Source organism: Paenibacillus sp. J31R120 (genome assembly GCF_056269225.1).
This window is the reverse complement of sequence record NZ_JBWDNN010000001.1, coordinates 737,084-755,412: the sequence shown is the minus strand read 5'-3', so window position 1 is coordinate 755,412 and position 18,329 is coordinate 737,084. Positions and strand designations below refer to the sequence as shown.

Genomic DNA, 18,329 nt, shown 5'->3' with positions numbered 1-18,329 from the left:
TTTATTTTTTTCCTGCCACCCTGGCCTATTCCGTGGGCGTCGGCGTCGGGATCAATTTTTTTGGAACGTGTTCAAAATCGCTTTAACAAACCCGCCCAGAAATTTCGGCAGCTTGATCGTATAAAATTTCATGCCTTCATCCCTCCTCAGACACGCTCATGAAATGGTTCCGTGACACATCCTGCGCTCATGTAACCATCCTATGCGAAGGATCATTGTCCTATTCCATTGCAAGCGCTCTAAGGGAGGGGATTATGAATTGTCCTATTGAAAAAGCTCGGGGTTCTGTTGTTGGAACGTATACACGACAAAGCTGAGAATCGTAATAAAGGTAAAGACCAGTGCAAGCACAATATAGAGAACGCGCATGCCGACCGTCTCGAACCGACGGAAATAACGAATGCCGATATAAAGGGCGAGCAATGAAAACAAAAATTTCACAAAGCCGTCAATCTGCGTGAACAGCGCCATACAAATGCCCGTCAGCAGCGAATAGAACATAACGACCAGACTGGTCTTTACGGTCTCATTCATGCCTGTCCCCCTGGCCTCAGCGCTGCTATGGCAGCCGCACGGTCCACTTCTCCGAATACGGCGTTGCCAGCTACCAGCACATTGGCGCCCGCTTCAACAATTGCTCCAGCCGTCTGGCGGTTGACGCCGCCGTCTACTTGCAGATCAACGCCTTGCAAGCCGCGCTCCTGAAGCATTTCCCGAACTTGACGAAGCTTCACCAGCGAATAAGGAATAAATGATTGTCCGCCGAAGCCCGGGTTCACTGTCATGATCAGAACCAGGTCCAGATCATGGATAATCGGCTCCAGCACAGAGACCGGCGTGGCGGGATTAATCGCGACTCCCGCAGGCAAGCCCTTCTCCTTAATGGCATGAATCGTACGATGAAGATGGACGCACGCCTCTGCGTGAACCGTAATCCGGTCCGCCCCGGCTGCGATATAATCGGCCAGAGACAGCTCCGGACGCTCAATCATCAGATGAACGTCGAAGGGCAAAGTTGTTACCGAACGAACCGCCCCGATGACAGGCGGGCCGAAGGTCAGATTGGGTACGAAGTGGCCATCCATCACATCCACATGAATCCAGTCGGCACCGGCCTTTTCCACTGCCTGAATCTCCTCGCCCAGTCGCGCAAAATCCGCTGATAGTATAGAAGGAGCGATAATAGTCATAGTTGTCAGTACCTCCGTTTCATCTCTTTCATCTCTGTCTGGAACAGAACGTAATGATCGTATCGGCTTTGCTCGATTTCGCCCGCCTCCAGGGCGGCGAGCACGGCGCAGCCTGGCTCATGAACATGCGTGCAGCCGCGGAACTTGCAATCCGGCGACAACTCTCGCATCTCGATGAAGCAATAGCTTAGATCATCAATGCCAAGCTCTCCAAAGTCCAATTGGCTGAAGCCTGGCGTATCCGCGACATAGCCGCCTGCGACGTTGATAAGCTCGACATGTCTTGTCGTATGCTTGCCCCGTCCCAATCGATTGCTGATCTCATTCGTCTCCAGCGTCAGACCGGGCACAAGAGCATTGAGAAGTGAGGACTTGCCAACGCCAGACTGGCCGGCGAATACGGCCAGATGGCCCCTCAGACGTTCCTTCAGCTCCTGAATGCCAGCTCCTTTGCGAGAGCTTGTCCCGTATACCTCGTAGCCGAGCTTGCGATAAATACGGTTGACGGCAGAAGCGGCAGAAGCAGCTTCCTCCGCAAAGCCGCCTTCCGTCTCCAAATCCTGCTTGCTTAAGCAGAGGACCGCAGGAATGCCCGCATGTTCAATATGCACAAGAAACTTGTCCAGCAGCTGCAAGTTCAAGACAGGCTCCGTTACCGAGAAAACAAGAATAGCCAGGTCGATATTCACGACCGGGGGACGGATCAGCTCTGAGGAGCGGGGAAGCAGCTCCTCTACTGTTCCTTCCCCATTCTCCGTCAAGCTGAAACGCACTTCATCGCCTACAAGCGGCGTGAGCCCCCGCTTCTTGAATACGCCCCGAGCACGGCACTGCACAGTCTGAGAATCAGGGGAATCCCCTTCAGCCCTGACGTAGTAATAGCCGCTAAGCGCCTTGACGATTCTGCCCGAAGCCTGCTCTGTCTTAATGCTCTCCTTCACTTTCGCCATTGAATTGGTCTACCTCCGCATTTGCCGGTTCCTCAGGATTGTTGGTTTCAACAGGAGGCGGCGTTGCGCCAGGGATATTCATGCCCGGCGCTCCTTCCAGCTGATTGTAATTGATATTGACGGTATCCACGAAATGTCCGTCACGGTATACCGAGACCGTCGCGATCGTATCCGGCGACAGCACCAGTGTTACCGGAATCGTAACCGTTCCGTTAATGGAACGCGTCTCGCCCTTCACATCTCCTCGTGCGTCCGAATAATCGATTCGGATTTCGCTCGGCTTATCCAGGCTGGCTGGTGAGATGGTGACATTATAGGACCCGCTCTTGGCATCCGACGGGATGCCGGAGCTGACGGTCAACTTGATTGGGGTGCCTTTCGGTATTTTATCAGATGGATTAGCGTTATCTACCTGAATAATATGATCCTTTGCGTGAATATAACTCGGGACGTATGAGATATCGCTTTCTTCCAGCACAAGCTCCATCGACTTCAGCCATTGCCGCGCTGCCGACAGCTTGTAATCGGTCAGATCAATCATCTCGACCGTCTCGCGGCCGATGCTGACTGTGAACGAAATCTCCGCCTTTTCCGGATCGAATTGTTCTCCATTAGCCGGCGTCTGCTCCAGAATCGTATCAGCAGCTTCCTCGCTGTTCTGTTCCTTGATTCGGATGCGGTCATCCGTGACGCCTAGTGTATTTAATTCCTCTTTGGCGATCTTGATGGACTGGCCGACGTAATTTCTTAACGTCGACATCTCCGGACCATCGCTGACGGTCAATGCGATTGATGTTCCCGACTTAACCTTCATATTCCTCTTGCTTTGCTCCATAACTTGGTCCTTCGGTACATCCCGGCTAGGCTCCCTTGTCACTGGGTCTTCCACGCGCAGGCCCTTTTCCTGAAGCTTGACTCTGGCATCCTCCAGCGTATCGCCGACCACGTAAGGCACATCGACTTCTTCCGTCTCGAATTTGTCAAGCACCCACATAAAGCCAATGATAATAAGCGCCAGCAAGGCCAAGGTGACGCCGACGACAATCAGCGGCTTTTTCCACCCTTTTCCTTTGCGATTGCCTTCTTCCTGCCAATTCGCACTCGTGTCTGTTGCGCTTGGCTTCGGTTCTTTGCGATCGTTATACGAATGATTAGTCACAGACAGCTCGCCTCCTCGGATAGCCGGCATGACGCGCGTCTCCTCCATGTCGCTGAAATGCGAGAACGTAGCCTTCGGCTCGTTCAGACGATCCGGCCGCAGACAAGTATCCAGATCAAGCAGCATTTCATGAGCGGAGTCGTACCGCTCGCTCGGATTTTTACGCATCGCCTTGAGAATCACGTTCTCCACACTTTGCGGAATATGAGGATTAACTTCACGCGGGTCCTCGAACGTCTCTTGCAGATGTTTCAGCGCTACGCTGATCGGGCTTTCGCCCAGGAACGGCAGCTTGCCCGTCAGCATCTGGTATAAGACGATGCCAAGCGAATACAAGTCAGACTTCTCTCCCGTATTGATGCCTTTCGCATGCTCCGGCGAGAAATAGTGAACGGAGCCGAGGACAGAGCCTGTCTGCGTAATGGTCGTCGAGGTGACCGCGCGGGCAATGCCGAAGTCGGTTACCTTCACCCGCCCGTTGTTGCCAATAAGTATGTTATGAGGCTTAATATCACGATGTATAATATGATTCTGATGCGCATGATCCAGCGCATCGCAGATTTGGACGGCGACTCTGACAGCTTCTTCAGCCTGAAGGGGCGCGCGCTCCTGAATGATTTCGTTCAGGTTGCTGCCTTCCACGTATTCCATCACAATGTAGTGCGTATCTTCCTCTTGCCCGACATCATAGATACTAACGACATTGGGATGGGACAGGGCTGCTGCTGACTGCGCCTCCCTGCGGAATCGGCGAATGAACTCTTCGTCATTCACGAATTGCTGGCGCAGCACCTTGACGGCGACATTCCGGTTAAGCAGGACGTCATGGGCCTTATATACAAGCGCCATTCCGCCGCCGCCGATTCTCGATAATATCTCATAACGACCGCCTAAATCATGTCCGATCATAGTGAGCCCTCCTCCCGCTTAGCACCGGCAGCTTCCTGCAGGAGCACGACTGTCACATTGTCGTCCCCACCTGCTTCGAGCGCCAGCCCTATGAGATGATCCGCTTTGCCTTCGAGCCCCTTCTCCTCGCCGGCAACAACAGCATGCATCTCTTGTTCGCTAACCATATTGGTCAATCCGTCGCTGCACAGCAACAGCACGTTCTCCGGAGACCATGCCAGCGATTGGACGTCGATCTCCACCTGGGGATCGGTCCCGATGGCCCGGGTCAGCACATTGCGACGCGGGTGATTGGCGGCTTCTTCATCCGTAAGCTGGCCGGACTTCACCAGCTCATTGACCAACGAATGATCCATCGTAAGCAACTGAATCGCATCCTTGGTCACCTTGTAGGCTCTGCTGTCGCCGACATGCCCAATAATGGCGCTATTGGCATGAAGCAATGCGGCTACAATGGTCGTGCCCATATTATGATATTGTTCATTGCTGGCCGCCATGGCGTAGATCGTCTCGTTCGCCTCGCTTATCGCCTGACGGATCAACATCTTCCCTTCCTGCTCGGTTAAGTCAGGCTTCGCGGCATGCTGCTCCAGCACGCTGCGAAAGGCGCCCACCGCCATTTCGCTGGCGACATCGCCGGCCTGATGGCCGCCCATGCCGTCAGCAACGATAGCCAGCGTTACGCCATTATCCAGTTGACCCACCCATGACTGGTCTTCGTTGACATGCCTGACTCGTCCGACATTACTGCGGTTTGCCGTTAACAATGGTTCATCACCTCGTCGTGGACTCCATATGTTTCGCTCTCAATTGGCCGCAAGCGGCAGCGATATCATGGCCTTGCTCCCTGCGAATCGTCACGTTGATCTTGTTGCGCTCAAGTATGCGCTGGAATTCGAAGATATCCTCGCGCGGTGTTCGAACGTAATTGCGCTCCGGCACATGGTTGACTGGAATCAGGTTGACATGGCATAGCATGTCCTTCAGCACATCCGCCAGCTCCTGCGCATGCTCGGCTTGATCATTGACTCCGCCGATCAGCGCGTACTCGAACGTGATTCTTCTGCCCGTCTTGGCAATATAGTAGTGGCAAGCCTCGATAACATCTTCAAACGGGAATCTTCTGTTGACTGGCATCAGCTTGGAGCGCAGCTTATCATTCGGCGCATGGATCGACAGCGCCAGGTTGATCTGCGTATTCTCATCGGCGAACTTGTACATGCTTGGCACGATGCCGCTTGTCGATACCGTAATATGGCGCTGGCCGATATTCAGCCCCTTCTCGTGAATCATGTTCCGAAGGAATGTCATCGTAGCGTCGTAATTCTCGAACGGCTCGCCTGAGCCCATGATGACGATGCTCGATACCCGCTCGCCGCTCGCATCCAGCATCTGCTGGGCAGTCACGACTTGAGCGACAATCTCGCCAGCGGTCAGATTGCGCTTCAGCCCGCCCAGCGTGGAGGCGCAGAACGTGCAGCCGATCCGGCAGCCGACCTGTGTCGTTACACAGACGCTGTTGCCGTAATTGTGGCGCATAATTACCGTCTCGATCGCATGATTGTCATGCAAGCCGAACAGGAATTTAACGGTTCCGTCTCTGGATTCGAATTTTGTAATTTCCGTAAGCGTGACGAATTGGAACTGCTCGTCTAACTTCTCGCGAAGCGGCTTCGGCAGATTGGTCATCTCCTCGAAGCTCTTCACGCGCTTGACGTAGATCCAGTCGAACAGCTGGTCCCCGCGGAAAGCAGGCTCGCCATTCTCCTTCATCCAATCTCTCAATCCGTCCAGCGTATAATCATAAATAATCGGTTTCATCTCATCACACCTGTATTTTATTGTAGAACGGCCTCAACTATGACTACTCCAGCTTCACGAGGGCCGTTGTCGATTTATTTTACCACAAACGCCCAACCTCAGCCAGAAGCCGCGTCAGTGCGCCTTAACCATGCGCGCAATATAGAACCCATCGCTGCCAAAATGCTGCGGAAGCAGCTGCAATTGACCGTCAAACTCATCACCAATCACGCCTGCAGCCCGCAGATTGGACAGAATGGCATCCGGCCAGTCCGCATCCAGCCTGAATTCGGGATGCTCCTTCAGGAAAACTTCAATCTGGCTCTCGTTCTCCTCTTTCTCCATCGTGCATGTGCTGTAAACCAGCGTGCCACCAGGACGAACCAATCCGCTCACGCGATGCAGAAGCTGGCGCTGCAGCCCGGCAATCTCCGAGATATCGCCTTCCGTCTTCGTCCACTTAATCTCTGGCTTTCTGCGGATGACGCCGAAGCCGGAGCAAGGCGCATCCAACAAGACAGCGTCCATCGACTCCGGAGCGAATCGCTCGGAAAGCGTCATCGCATCGCCGACGACCGCTTCCACGTTGCGCAGCTTCAGCCGTTCGGTCTGCGAAGTAATCAGCTCCCGCTTATGTGCATGAAAATCGTTGGCCCATACCTTGCCTTTTCCATCCATTAGCTCAGCCATATGCGAGCTCTTGCCGCCAGGCGCAGCGCAGCAGTCCAGCACCTTCATTCCCGCCTTGGGGGCGACAACCTCTGCGACAAGCATGGAGCTTTCATCCTGCAAGGACCATAAGCCATGCCGGAAGCCCTCTGTATCGGCCAGGTTGCCCCCGCCTGATACCACGATTCCGGAAGGCGCAATGGCGGAAGGCTCCGCATGTACCCCGCTGTCCTGAAGCTGCTTCAGCCGTTCTTCCTGATTGCCCATTAAAGGATTCACCCGAATGCTGGCATGCGGCTGCTCATTGCCCGCTGCGCATATTGCCTCGGCTGTCTCGGCTCCGTATGCTGCCACCCATCTCGCCACAAGCCACTCCGGGTAGGAATGTCTAAGCGCAATTGTAGCGACCGGCGTCTTCTCCTGAATCGCAGACAACACCAGATCCGCACGGCTCCGGTCCATGCTGCGAAGTACGCCGTTCACCATGCCCGATATCCCTGTATGCCCTCTTCGTTTGGCGATAGCCACCGCTTCGTTCACGGCTGCATGCGTCGGAATTCGATCCAGGAACAACAGCTGGTAGGCGCTCATCCTCAGCAATTGATGCACCCACTTGTCCAGCTTGTGAAGACCCTTGGACACGAATTTGGACAACCAATGATCCAGTGTAGCTTGCCGGCTGATCGTGCCGTACACCAGCTCCGTCGCAAGGCCCGCATCCTGCCTGGACAAGCCGGAATCCTGCAGCGACCGGTTCAGCTGAATGTTGCTGTAAGCGCCGGATTCTGCCACCTTCACCAAGATGTTGAGCGCCAGCTCTCTAGGCGTTACGGCTTTGCGCTTCGGCGCGTCTGTCTTCGGCTGGTTTCCATTACGCCCTCCATTGCGGGGGCGTCTGCCATGTGACGTTCTGCTTGGAGCGTGACCGCCTTTGCCTGCCGGACGCCCGTTATCGCCGCCGCTCATTGCGCTTCTCCTTCACCGAAGCTGGTGCCCGGTTCCATCCGCGCTCCCTTGATCCACTCCGATACAGCCATTACGCGCTTGCCTGCCGGCTGAATCTCCTTCAGCAACAGCCTGCCTTCACCAGTCTGCACTACAATGCCTTCCGCGTCGGCAGATACGATTTCGCCCGGCTCCGCATTCCCGCTTCGTCCCTGCAAGGCCTCGCATGCGCGAACCTTAAACACCTCGCCGTTCAAATAGGTAAAGGCTCCCGCCATCGGCGACAAGCCTCTGACCTGGTTGAACAACGCTCTTGCCGGCTTAGCCCAATCGATTCGCTCATCCTCGCGGCTCAAGTTCGGCGCATATGTAGCTTCTGCCTCCGCTTGCGGCACAGCCTTGGCCGTACCGTCTATAATGGACGGCAGCGTCTCGCCCAGCAGCTTGGCGCCAGCAGCGCTCAGCTTCTCGAATAGGGTCCCCGACGTATCTTCATCCAGAATCGGCAGCGCGACTCTGCTGATCATATCGCCCGTATCCAGTCCCTCCGCCATATACATGATCGTTACGCCCGTCTCAGGCTCCCCGTTTATAATCGAGCGCTGGATCGGCGCTCCGCCCCGGTACTTCGGCAGCAGCGAGCCATGCACGTTGATACAGCCGAGACGCGGAAGCTCCAGTACAGCTTTCGGCAGAATCTGTCCGTATGCGGCCGTCACGATCAAATCCGGCTTATATTCCGCTAATTGGGAAACAGCCTCCGGATTTCTCATCCGTTCAGGCTGCAATACGGGTATACCAAACGACAACGCCGCTTCCTTGACAGGGGGCGGCGTCAACGTTTTTTTGCGGCCCTTCGGCCGATCCGGTTGCGTTACGACTGCGACCACTTCATAGCCGCTTGAAACGAGCAATTGCAAGGAAGGGACGGCGAAGTCCGGCGTCCCCATAAATACGATACGCATCAATTACTCGCCGCCTTTTCTCGGGATCTCCGAAATATCATAGACGCTCTCGGCCAAATCCGTGAACAAGATGCCGTTCAAGTGGTCGATCTCATGCTGGAACGCGCGCGCGAAGTATCCGCTCGCATTCACGGTGAGCTTCTCGCCGCTGCTGTTCTGCCCTTCAACTACGATACGATCCGCCCGGCGCACCTCGCCGTTCAGATTCGGAATGCTCAGGCAGCCTTCCGGACCAAGCTGCTCGCCTTCTTGCTCCACGATCACCGGGTTAACCATCTCCACCAGCCCGTTCTCATCTCCTACATCCACGACAATCACACGCTTGGAGATACCGATCTGCGGAGCCGCAAGGCCGACGCCTTGGGCGTCGTACATTGTCTCCGCCATATCCTTCAGCAGCTTCTTCAGATTGTCATTGAACTTCGTAACCTCCTTGGCTACTTCGCGCAATACCGGATCCGGTTCCTTCACGATCAAACGAATACTCATGTTGTTCCCTTCCTTTACTCAATATCTATCGATTTTTTATAAAATGACCTGGGGATCAACGTCGACGCTGAACATCACGTTTTTCTGCGGCGCCCCTTCCGTGAACGGCTGGAGAGCGCGGCGGACGAGCGCGGATGCGTCGATGCTACCACGATATTTTATCACACATTGAAAGCGGTAGCGATCTTTCATTCTCGCAATTGGAGAAGCGACGGGACCGAGCACTTCAAGCGCCCTCGGGAGCCCGCTTCCAAGCGGTGCAAGCAAGCCCTCATGCTCGGCCAGCTCCTTCAGCTCGACCGCAAACCGGCTGCTTACCGATACCAGCAGCGGAAGCTGCTCATGCGACATCGTCACCAGCACCAGCCGGCAATACGGCGGATATCCCATCACTGAGCGGTGCCGCAGTTCCTCGCTGATGAAGGCCGCATAATCATGCTGCTGTGCTGTCGTAATCGCATAATGCTCAGGCGTGTAGGTTTGAATGACCACTTCGCCCTCCAGCTCATGCCTGCCCGCCCTTCCGGCGACCTGTGTCAACAGCTGGAATGTCTTCTCTGCCGCGCGAAAATCGGGAAGATGTAGCGACGTATCCGCCGCAATAACGCCTACTAACGTAACATATGGGAAATCGAGCCCTTTAGCTACCATTTGCGTGCCTAGCAGCACATCAGCTTGCCGTTCTCCGAACCGCTTCAGCAATTTCTCATGCGCATGCTTCTCTGTCGTCGTATCCACGTCCATGCGGATGACCCGAATGCCGGGGAACAGCTTGGCGAGCTCCTCTTCCACCCGCTGTGTGCCTGTGCCGAAGTAACGAATATGCTCGCTGCTGCAAGCCGGACATTCCGCAGGCGCTTGCTCCGCGTGACCGCAGTAGTGGCAGCGCAACACTCTAGTTTTCTGATGATAAGTAAGCGAGATATCACAATGGGGACAAGATGCCGTATGTCCGCAAGAGCGGCACATGACGAAGGTCGAATAACCTCTGCGGTTAAGCAGCAGCACCGCCTGTTCGCCGCGCTCCAACCTATCCTGAAGCTTGGCATGCAGCTTGCGACTGAACATGGAGCGATTCCCGCCCCTCAGCTCCTCACGCATGTCAACGATCTCAACCTCCGGCATCGGACGGCCTCCTACCCGCTCCGGCATTGGCAAGAGCGCCGAAGCCGCCCCGCTTGACTGAGAGATAGGGCGTTTCGCTGCCGCATAAGACTCCATAGATGGCGTAGCCGAGCCTAAAATGACAGTCGCGCCATGATGCTTTGCTCTTCTTACAGCCACATCACGCGCATGGTATTTGGGGCTTTCCTCCTGCTTATAGGATGACTCATGCTCTTCATCAATAATAATGAGGCCGATACGGTCGAACGGGGCAAATATCGCCGACCTTGCGCCGATGGCCACTTCTGCCCGCTTGCTTCGGATTTTGCGCCACTCGTCGAACCGCTCGCCGCTAGACAAGCGGCTATGCAATACGGCGACGGCTTCGCCGAAGCGTCCCTTGAAACGCTCCACCATCTGGGGTGTGAGCGAGATTTCCGGCACCAGCACGATCGCTTGCCGTCCCTGCTCCAGACAATATTGAATCGATTGCAGGTAGACCTCTGTCTTGCCGCTTCCCGTTACGCCGTGCAGCAGCATCGTCCGGCCCTCGCCTTCATCCAGCGAACCTATGATGCGGTCAAACACGGCTTGCTGCCCATCCATAAGCGGCAGCGGCTTTGTGCGGTTGAAGTTCCGGTCGGCATAAGGATCGCGGCCGCTCTCTACCTCGCGAAGCTCAAGCAGTTCTTTTTCGACCAGCGCCTTTATGCTTGCCGCCGAAGCACCCGACGCCTGAACCATGTCCTGCAGCGGCATCGCCACGCCATGATCATACATGAAGGTCAGCGCCTCGCGCTGCTTGGCCGCGCGTGCGGGAACGAGCTCTAGCGCCTGCTCCAAGCCGAGTCTTGATTCCGGCAAGGAAACCGTCAGTACTTTTTTGACCGACAGCCTGTCCTTTATAGAAGATTGCTGGAGCAGCGTTCCGTCGCTGAGCGCTTGCTTCACGGAAATCGTATGCTCCGGGAAACGGGCAAGAAGAGCATCCAGCTTCACAAGGCCGTCGCTCTTTCCCATCCACTCTACAAGCTCGTCAGACAGCATGCCGACGTCCGCTGGATCAGCCAAGCCGATTTTCTTCTCTTCCTTCCCCTTCAATGCAGCCGGTATCATCGCTTGCAGCGCTTGTGTCCATGAGCAGCAATACTTGTCGCTCATCCACCTGGACAGCTCAATCATATCCGGCAGCAGGGGCGGAACGGCGTCCAGCAGCTCGGCTACCGGCTTCAAGCGAGACCTGTCTACCGAAGCAGATTCCGCTATGTCTATGACGAAGCCTTGCAGCACACGTCCGCCGAAGGGAACGCCTACCCGGCTGCCCACTTCGATCCATGGCTGCATCTCCATAGGCACCTCATAATCAAACGGCCGATCCGTCTGGCGGCTCGGCACGTCAACAATCACTTTGGCAATCATAACCGGCTTCCACCGCCTGCAGCTATCCGTTCGATGATCAGTTCCATCAGCCTGACCGCAGTCGCCCGCTTCGACATAAGCGGCAAAGACTCGATCAGCCCCTCCGGCCCATACACTTCCACTGCATTCGTATCACCATTGAAGCCGACACCTTCCCGGCTGACATCGTTCGCAATAATCAAATCACAATGCTTTCTACGCAGCTTATCCATGGCGTATTGTGCCAGATGCTCGGTCTCCGCAGCAAAACCAACCAGAAACTGATGCGTTTTTTGCTCGCCGATCGTCGCCAAAATATCCGTTGTGCGCTCTAGCTCAAGCACCAGCCGCTCACCGACTTTCTTCAGCTTCTGCTCATGAACCAAGACGGGCCTGTAATCCGCGACAGCCGCTGCTTTCACCACGATATCCGCCTCTTGGAATTGTGCCGTAACAGCATCCAGCATATCTGCCGCAGATTCCGTCCGCACTACCTTGACGCCCTGCGGCGGCGGCTCTGTCGTACGTCCGGCGATTAGCGTTACGTCGGCGCCCATCAATCGGGCGGCTTCCGCAATCGCGAAGCCCATCTTGCCCGAGGAGTCGTTCGTCAAGTAACGAACGGGGTCCAGACGCTCCATCGTGCCGCCTGCCGTCACGACTACTTTTTTTCCTTTCAGCTTTTGGTTCTGCGAGAACCAAGCGCCAACGGCCGTTACGATATCTTCCGGCTCGGCCAATCTCCCCTTTGCGACATATCCGCAAGCCAACTGGCCTGTTCCAGGCTCCACGAACATGACCCCGCGCGCAGCCAGCCGCTCCATGTTATCCACGACTGCAGGATGCTCATACATATGCACATTCATAGCCGGTGCAACCAGGATCGGACAAGTCGCCGCAAGCAGCGTCGTGCTCAGCATATCGTCCGCATGCCCATTAGCAAGCTTAGCCATGAAATTCGCAGTGGCAGGCGCAATCACGATCAGATCCGCATGGTCGGCCAAATGAATATGCGTAACCACCTCCGGATTGCGCTCGTCGAATGTATCGATATGAACCGGATTGCGTGACAGTGTTTGCAGCGTCAGCGGCGTAATAAATTCAGTAGCGGACTTCGTCATGATGACATGCACGATCGCTCCAGCCTGAACCAGCTTGCTGCATAACGCGGCGCCTTTATAGGCTGCGATGCCTCCGGTGATGCCTAATATAATTCGTTTTCCTGCTATCATGCTGCCAACTCCTATTCATCAAACATCCGCCTTCTGCAAGGCGGATAGTTGGTTACCATTCCATTCGTTCTCTCAAGCTCATAACATGAGCGACATGATGCCTGCCGTGCCAAGCCATATAAGCGAGTAAGAAGGATAATTTCATTTGGCTTCCCTTCTCGGGATGATAAAATTCCTTCTCAAAATCAGCTCGTTCCAACGATCGAAGCAGCAGCGAGGTTCTCGTATGCACTCCGTCAATAATAAGCAAGCTTGAATCCGGTGCTGTACTCAGGGAATCCGCCGTGTTCACCCATTTTTCCTCGTTGAACGGCTTAATCGTCGGGTTGGATTCAGTCAATGCAAGCTTGAATCGGGAGAACATGTTCATGCTGGCATCCGCAAGATGATGCACGATTTGCCTGACCGTCCAGCCTCCCGTCCGATAATAAGTATCGAGCTGCACATCGTTCAGTCCTTCGATTGCCGCCCTCAGCTCGCCAGGCAGCTTCTCTACTTCGCTGATCCACTTCTCCATTTGTACGGGTGACATACCCTCGAACAAAAACCTGCCATTGGGATAACGCAATTGCTCCATGATAAACTCCTCCTTAACGTTTTGTGATACAAAACTGACTTCGCAAGTCCAAACTTAAAGTACTGTGAGTCACAACGGACTTCATAAGCTTAGGACCAAACGTTTTGTGATACAAAACTGGCATCATCATCTGCAGCTTCTGTTTATGTGTAAGATAGCGGATGCACTTGTATGGGGCAAGATGGGTAGCGTTGCATAGTGCGATTATTGCGATTGGCGGAGCAACAGCGGAAAAGTTGCATTCTTTCTTTATCATATCATAATGCGAGCCAAAAACTAGACAGCGTATTGGCAGCCGATGATCATTACTTATTGTTGATTTATGAAATGAACAACACCAATCGATATCAAGACGACTACGAATACGATTACAAAGGCCAGGAAGAAATTTTGTACAGAAGAACGTCCCTTGCTCGTATTCTTCAAGGTCTGAACTTGCTTCTCTAGCGCATGAATCTGCTGCTTCAGCTCCTGGATATCGCGTTTCTCCTCAGACATTTGACCGCCGCCCCCTGCCAGAAATAAATTGACCCATCTATACCGTTATTTCATAAAGACGTTCGGTCTGAGAGACAAGTTGACTTTTTTGATCTTCATTTCACTTAATTCCATTTATGTGAACCCCAGGCATGTATAGAACCGCTTATACCTCTCGTCAGCTGCGCGCCAGGAGGATTAGTCGTTTCTCACAACACTATTCCGCCATATCCTCCAACTTCGGGGAATTAGTCGTTTCTCACAACACTATTCCGCCATATTCTCCAACTTCGAGGAATTAGTCGTTTCTCACAACGCTATTTCGCCGCTTTCCCCAACTTCGAGGAATTAGTCGTTTCTCACAACGCTAATCCGTCTATTACACTAGCCTTGATGATTAGAATCTTTACACCGCGATCGCAGATTGTAAACCTACTTCGTTTTTCTGCTGCTTCTAACGGCCGTCTGGAGTTCCATATGTTCGTCGTTCTTAGCCGCATCCAGCAGCTTCTGGTACGCTTCGGACTCCATTCCGTAGATCGCGATCTTTCCTTGATCATTATAATGAACACCCCAGCCGAACTTTTTCGGCAGCTGGGAGGCTCTCATGCAAGGATGGCTCTTCGCCAGCAGCTCATCCCGCAACCGGAATCTCTCGTCCTCAGGCATATCGGAATCAAAGCCCTTGTGCCGGAAGTACACCTCGAACAGCTGCTCCTCGAAAGTAAATCGATAGGGCTGAGCGGACAATAACTCATACTGAATGACATGCGCCGGCTTGCTCTCCCGCTTCGATACCGGCTCAACTCCCATCTCAACCGGACAGTCCGGCGCCACAGCCACAAACATATTGGTCCAATGTCGAATCATAACGATCAGCTCCTGTCAGAAATCGATTGGTAGACGAAGTTGAACAAATGGATCTTTTGCCTGGTTACACTCGTTTATCTATAATATGTTTTTTGTTCTCATGAACCTCTTTCCGAAGTTCTGTGATTTCCGAGATCAGACTATCGATTTTCCTCGACATAACAGAATTATCTATTGCACCACGAATGACCAAACTTAAAATCAGGAAAAATAATGCAACCAAAACCATCACAATTATGTATCCTTCCACGCCTGATCCCCCCCGACTACATATTGTCCTTCTCCTACAGAACTTACACCATACATATATGACTATCCAGACAAAAAAAGAGGTGTATCCCTGTCGCCAGTTCACACCTCATGCTTTGATTAATCTGCCGTGCTATTCGTCTTTCGCTCCAAGCGATTCCACTTGAATCACATCGCCGTAAATCTCCTCAAGCGCTACGCCAACATACTTATGCGAACGCGGGTTGACCAGTTCGGACTTCTCCCCGTTGCGCAGCATGCGCGCTCTTCTGGAAGCGGCTACGACAAGCGTGTATTTGCTGTCTACCTTCTTCACCATTTCATCAATGGATGGGTACAACATTAGACATTCTCCTCACTCAGGCTTTCTCGATTGTGGTCTTCATTCCCGTTACATAAGGCATGAAGCGTTCCCTGCGGCAATGCTCGGCGATCACAATACTGCGAATCCGATCGCAAGCCGCATCTATCTCATCATTAATAACGGCATAATCATAATGGCTAAGGAGGTTCATTTCCTCAACGGCGACATTCATACGGGTATCGATGATATCCTGCGTCTCCGTACCGCGCCCCGTAATCCGCTGCTTAAGCACATCTAGCGACGGCGGCAGCAGGAATATAAAAATCGCTTCCGGGAAGTTTTTCTTCACCTTGAGCGCTCCCTGCACTTCAATCTCCAGAATGACATCCTTGCCCCCCGCAAGCGTACGGTCGACAAAATCACGGGGAGTCCCGTAATAATTGCCCACATATTCTGCGTGTTCAAGCAGCGCGTCACGTGCGATCATATCCTGGAATTGCTCTCTAGACTTGAAAAAGTAATTAACGCCTTCAACCTCGCCCTGTCTCGGTTGCCTGGTTGTGGCCGATACGGAATAGACAATCTCCGGCATTCTTGCGCGAAGCGCAGTGCATACCGTTCCTTTTCCCACTCCGGCAGGACCGGACAAAACAATCAACAATCCCATTTGTTCCATACTCCCCGTACTATTCGTCGTTATCGTCATCCTTGGTGGATAATCGATGGGCAACCGTCTCCGGTTGAACCGCAGATAAGATCACATGATCGCTGTCCGTAATAATAACCGCGCGAGTCCGGCGGCCGTATGTCGCGTCGATCAGCATATGGCGATCCCGTGCTTCTTGAATGATTCGCTTGATTGGAGCCGATTCCGGGCTCACGATCGAGATAATGCGATTCGCAGATACAATATTCCCGAATCCGATATTAATGAGCTTAATAGCCAAGCCAGGTCCCCCTCCGCCTACGGTCCTTCTATGCGCAATGATAGGTGCCGATTTCCAAAAAACGACAGACCATTGCTCTATTGTTGACGAAAAAATGAATGAGCATACGTTCGTCTACTGCCGTCCGCTCCAACTTATGCCTTATTCTAATTGATTTCTTCCCTTGGAACAAGCAAAAGTTAGGTGACATCCATTTTTTGGATGATTTTGAGCTAGCGTTTTGTTTTTTCCCATACGTATTGAGTGAGTTGTACAGCCATGTCATAGAACATAAATGGTGTAATGAGATAAATGCCATTAAAGTGCTGCAAAGCGCAATCCAGCAGTTCCTTGCCGATCTGCACGCCTTCAGCTCGGCCTGCCGGACCTTCCAATCCTGCCATGCGGGCGCGAACGTCATCCGACAGCTGAATGCCTGGAACTTCGTTATGCAAATATTCCGCATTCCGTCCGTTCGCAAGCGGCATAATGCCGATAAAGACAGGCACGCTGAGATGTTTGGTCGATTCTGCGATTCTCTCGATCAGTCCCGTATCGTAGACAGGCTGCGTCATAATGTAATCCGCGCCGGAAGCGATCTTCCGCTCAAGGCGCTGAACCGCTTTGTCCAGATGCTTGACGTTCGGATTGAAGGCTGCGCCCACGACAAACTTCGCTTTCTGCTTCAGCGGCTTGCCGGAGAAGGCTACGCCATCATTGAGCTGCTTGATCATCCGGATCATCTCGAAGGACGTCAGATCGTACACTGAGCTGGAATCCGGCAAGTCGCCGAATCTGGCAGGATCGCCCGTAACTGCGAGCACGTGATCGATGCCAAGCGCGTCCAGCCCCATCATATGCGACTGTGTGCCGATCAGATTGCGATCGCGTGCCGCGATATGGACAAGCGGACGAATATCGAGCCGCTCTTGCAGCAGCGCAGCAAGCGCAATGTTGCTCATGCGCGTCACGGCCAGCGAATTGTCCGCCATCGTCACGGCGTCTGCCTTCGCTTCTCTCAGCGCCGCTGCGCCCTCCATAAACTTGCGGATATCGAGATCGCGCGGCGGGTCAAGCTCGACGATCACTGTATGGCGCTCCTTCACCAGATCAACCAAAGTCGGCTCTTGATGGATATCCCCGTAGGAAGCTTGTTCAGCCGGCTTCGGCGCATTCTCGCGGACAAGCTCCGACTGGCGCTTCGCCGCGGCGGCCGCTCCAGGCTGAGGAACATAATTCGCAAGTGAAGCCGCCATGGCAGCCACATGCTCCGGCGTTGTGCCACAGCAGCCGCCGATAATGCGGGCGCCGCGGTCTGCAAACTTACGGGCGCATTCCGCGAAGTATTCCGGTCCGGCGGAATACGTATATTTGCCGTCTACATAATCCGGGATACCGGCATTCGGGTAGACGGAGAACGGCAAAGCAACCGGCGCGTTGATAGAGTCCATCGAACGCATAATGCCGTTAGGACCGCTGCGGCAATTGAAGCCGACCACATCGGCGCCTAACATCTGCAGCTGGTTGAATGCGTCCGCCAGCGTAATCCCGTCCGCTGTACGTCCGGCGTCTTCTACAGCAAACTGGCAAATAATCGGAATATCCGTCAGCTCGCGTGCAATGCGAACCGCAAGCTTCATCTCTTCCAGATCATAGAACGTCTCGAACAGCAATCCGTCGACGCCTTCCTCGACAAGTATCTTCATCTGCTTCTCATAAGCGCCCACCACGCGCTTGGTCCTCAGGTTCTTCCGCTTGCCGTCGCGAATCGAGCCTATCGATCCCACGACATAAGCATCCGCACCAACCGCTGAGCGGGCAATTCGTACCCCTGCGCGGTTAATGGCCTCCATCTCGCCCTCCAGCCCGTGCCTTGACAGCTTCTCCAGGTTGGCCGAGTAGGTGTTCGTCTCGATCAGCCTTGCGCCCGCTTCATAATAATGGCGGTGCACGCTTTCGATGACTTCAGGCTTCAGTACATTGAATTCTTCATAGGAAACGCCGACAGGGAACCCCATCTGATAAAGATAGGTTCCCATGGCTCCGTCGCCGACCAGGATGCGCTCTGCCAGCGCTTCCCGCAGATTCGGTCTTCTCAATTGTTCCGCCCCCATAG

General features: G+C 53.9%; 19 protein-coding genes. All 19 read right to left on the bottom strand.

Features of this window, described 5'->3' with window-relative positions; all coding sequences use genetic code 11:
- Positions 1-51 precede the first annotated feature (51 nt).
- A complete protein-coding gene (spoVM, locus tag AC0YNW_RS03405; protein WP_010345573.1) occupies positions 52-132 on the bottom strand; it encodes a stage V sporulation protein SpoVM in 81 nt (26 codons plus the stop codon).
- A gap of 132 nt (positions 133-264) precedes the next feature.
- Positions 265-534 (bottom strand): hypothetical protein, encoded by a 270-nt coding sequence (locus AC0YNW_RS03400; RefSeq protein WP_387474514.1) that lies wholly within the window; start codon positions 532-534, stop codon positions 265-267.
- A complete protein-coding gene (rpe, locus tag AC0YNW_RS03395) occupies positions 531-1,190 on the bottom strand; it encodes a ribulose-phosphate 3-epimerase (protein WP_387474512.1) in 660 nt (219 codons plus the stop codon). Before rpe ends, AC0YNW_RS03400 begins: the two co-directional genes overlap by 4 nt.
- A 5-nt stretch (positions 1,191-1,195) precedes the next feature.
- Positions 1,196-2,140, bottom strand: coding sequence for a ribosome small subunit-dependent GTPase A (gene rsgA / locus AC0YNW_RS03390; RefSeq protein WP_475830744.1), 945 nt, complete (start codon positions 2,138-2,140; stop codon positions 1,196-1,198).
- Positions 2,115-4,208 (bottom strand): Stk1 family PASTA domain-containing Ser/Thr kinase, encoded by a 2,094-nt coding sequence (gene pknB, locus AC0YNW_RS03385; RefSeq protein ID WP_475830743.1) that lies wholly within the window; start codon positions 4,206-4,208, stop codon positions 2,115-2,117. Before pknB ends, rsgA begins: the two co-directional genes overlap by 26 nt.
- Positions 4,205-4,975, bottom strand: coding sequence for a Stp1/IreP family PP2C-type Ser/Thr phosphatase (locus tag AC0YNW_RS03380; protein ID WP_475830742.1), 771 nt, complete (start codon positions 4,973-4,975; stop codon positions 4,205-4,207). Before AC0YNW_RS03380 ends, pknB begins: the two co-directional genes overlap by 4 nt.
- A 7-nt stretch (positions 4,976-4,982) precedes the next feature.
- Entirely contained in the window at positions 4,983-6,029 is a 1,047-nt protein-coding gene (gene rlmN / locus AC0YNW_RS03375; RefSeq protein WP_387474504.1) for a dual-specificity RNA methyltransferase RlmN, read from the bottom strand.
- Positions 6,030-6,143: 114 nt separating this feature from the next.
- Positions 6,144-7,643 (bottom strand): 16S rRNA (cytosine(967)-C(5))-methyltransferase RsmB, encoded by a 1,500-nt coding sequence (gene rsmB / locus AC0YNW_RS03370; RefSeq protein WP_475830741.1) that lies wholly within the window; start codon positions 7,641-7,643, stop codon positions 6,144-6,146.
- The gene (gene fmt / locus AC0YNW_RS03365) at positions 7,640-8,587 is read right to left on the bottom strand and encodes a methionyl-tRNA formyltransferase (RefSeq protein ID WP_475830740.1); all 948 of its coding nucleotides are present in this window, start codon (positions 8,585-8,587) and stop codon (positions 7,640-7,642) included. The genes rsmB and fmt overlap by 4 nt, the downstream gene beginning before the upstream one ends.
- A 3-nt stretch (positions 8,588-8,590) precedes the next feature.
- Positions 8,591-9,076, bottom strand: coding sequence for a peptide deformylase (gene def, locus AC0YNW_RS03360; RefSeq protein ID WP_387474498.1), 486 nt, complete (start codon positions 9,074-9,076; stop codon positions 8,591-8,593).
- A gap of 36 nt (positions 9,077-9,112) precedes the next feature.
- Positions 9,113-11,599: a primosomal protein N' gene (gene priA / locus AC0YNW_RS03355; RefSeq protein ID WP_475830739.1), complete on the bottom strand. Its 2,487-nt coding sequence runs from the start codon at positions 11,597-11,599 to the stop codon at positions 9,113-9,115.
- Positions 11,596-12,810: a bifunctional phosphopantothenoylcysteine decarboxylase/phosphopantothenate--cysteine ligase CoaBC gene (gene coaBC, locus AC0YNW_RS03350; RefSeq protein ID WP_475830738.1), complete on the bottom strand. Its 1,215-nt coding sequence runs from the start codon at positions 12,808-12,810 to the stop codon at positions 11,596-11,598. Before coaBC ends, priA begins: the two co-directional genes overlap by 4 nt.
- A gap of 52 nt (positions 12,811-12,862) precedes the next feature.
- Positions 12,863-13,387: a YfiT family bacillithiol transferase gene (locus tag AC0YNW_RS03345; RefSeq protein WP_387474492.1), complete on the bottom strand. Its 525-nt coding sequence runs from the start codon at positions 13,385-13,387 to the stop codon at positions 12,863-12,865.
- Positions 13,388-13,696: 309 nt separating this feature from the next.
- Positions 13,697-13,885 (bottom strand): hypothetical protein, encoded by a 189-nt coding sequence (locus AC0YNW_RS03340; protein ID WP_387474490.1) that lies wholly within the window; start codon positions 13,883-13,885, stop codon positions 13,697-13,699.
- Positions 13,886-14,296: 411 nt separating this feature from the next.
- Entirely contained in the window at positions 14,297-14,734 is a 438-nt protein-coding gene (locus AC0YNW_RS03335) for a DUF6157 family protein (protein WP_475830737.1), read from the bottom strand.
- 382 nt (positions 14,735-15,116) lie between these two features.
- Positions 15,117-15,326 (bottom strand): DNA-directed RNA polymerase subunit omega, encoded by a 210-nt coding sequence (rpoZ, locus tag AC0YNW_RS03330; protein WP_119798088.1) that lies wholly within the window; start codon positions 15,324-15,326, stop codon positions 15,117-15,119.
- 16 nt (positions 15,327-15,342) lie between these two features.
- Entirely contained in the window at positions 15,343-15,954 is a 612-nt protein-coding gene (gene gmk, locus AC0YNW_RS03325) for a guanylate kinase (RefSeq protein WP_387474485.1), read from the bottom strand.
- A 19-nt stretch (positions 15,955-15,973) separates the two neighbouring features.
- Positions 15,974-16,234 carry an extracellular matrix/biofilm regulator RemA gene (gene remA, locus AC0YNW_RS03320; RefSeq protein WP_005548256.1) on the bottom strand — a complete coding sequence of 87 codons (261 nt, stop codon included), beginning with the start codon at positions 16,232-16,234 and terminating at the stop codon, positions 15,974-15,976.
- A gap of 212 nt (positions 16,235-16,446) precedes the next feature.
- Positions 16,447-18,252 (bottom strand): bifunctional homocysteine S-methyltransferase/methylenetetrahydrofolate reductase, encoded by a 1,806-nt coding sequence (locus tag AC0YNW_RS03315; protein WP_387475331.1) that lies wholly within the window; start codon positions 18,250-18,252, stop codon positions 16,447-16,449.
- Between the last annotated feature and the right edge of the window lie 77 nt (positions 18,253-18,329).

Coding starts and splice junctions, on each gene's coding strand:
- spoVM (WP_010345573.1), bottom strand. CDS start 132: ATGAAATTTTATACGATCAAGCTGCCGAAATTTCTGGGCGGGTTTGTT.
- AC0YNW_RS03400 (WP_387474514.1), bottom strand. CDS start 534: ATGAATGAGACCGTAAAGACCAGTCTGGTCGTTATGTTCTATTCGCTG.
- rpe (WP_387474512.1), bottom strand. CDS start 1,190: ATGACTATTATCGCTCCTTCTATACTATCAGCGGATTTTGCGCGACTG.
- rsgA (WP_475830744.1), bottom strand. CDS start 2,140: ATGGCGAAAGTGAAGGAGAGCATTAAGACAGAGCAGGCTTCGGGCAGA.
- pknB (WP_475830743.1), bottom strand. CDS start 4,208: ATGATCGGACATGATTTAGGCGGTCGTTATGAGATATTATCGAGAATC.
- rlmN (WP_387474504.1), bottom strand. CDS start 6,029: ATGAAACCGATTATTTATGATTATACGCTGGACGGATTGAGAGATTGG.
- rsmB (WP_475830741.1), bottom strand. CDS start 7,643: ATGAGCGGCGGCGATAACGGGCGTCCGGCAGGCAAAGGCGGTCACGCT.
- fmt (WP_475830740.1), bottom strand. CDS start 8,587: ATGCGTATCGTATTTATGGGGACGCCGGACTTCGCCGTCCCTTCCTTG.
- def (WP_387474498.1), bottom strand. CDS start 9,076: ATGAGTATTCGTTTGATCGTGAAGGAACCGGATCCGGTATTGCGCGAA.
- priA (WP_475830739.1), bottom strand. CDS start 11,599: ATGATTGCCAAAGTGATTGTTGACGTGCCGAGCCGCCAGACGGATCGG.
- coaBC (WP_475830738.1), bottom strand. CDS start 12,810: ATGATAGCAGGAAAACGAATTATATTAGGCATCACCGGAGGCATCGCA.
- AC0YNW_RS03345 (WP_387474492.1), bottom strand. CDS start 13,387: ATGGAGCAATTGCGTTATCCCAATGGCAGGTTTTTGTTCGAGGGTATG.
- AC0YNW_RS03340 (WP_387474490.1), bottom strand. CDS start 13,885: ATGTCTGAGGAGAAACGCGATATCCAGGAGCTGAAGCAGCAGATTCAT.
- AC0YNW_RS03335 (WP_475830737.1), bottom strand. CDS start 14,734: ATGATTCGACATTGGACCAATATGTTTGTGGCTGTGGCGCCGGACTGT.
- rpoZ (WP_119798088.1), bottom strand. CDS start 15,326: ATGTTGTACCCATCCATTGATGAAATGGTGAAGAAGGTAGACAGCAAA.
- gmk (WP_387474485.1), bottom strand. CDS start 15,954: ATGGGATTGTTGATTGTTTTGTCCGGTCCTGCCGGAGTGGGAAAAGGA.
- AC0YNW_RS03315 (WP_387475331.1), bottom strand. CDS start 18,252: ATGGGAACCTATCTTTATCAGATGGGGTTCCCTGTCGGCGTTTCCTAT.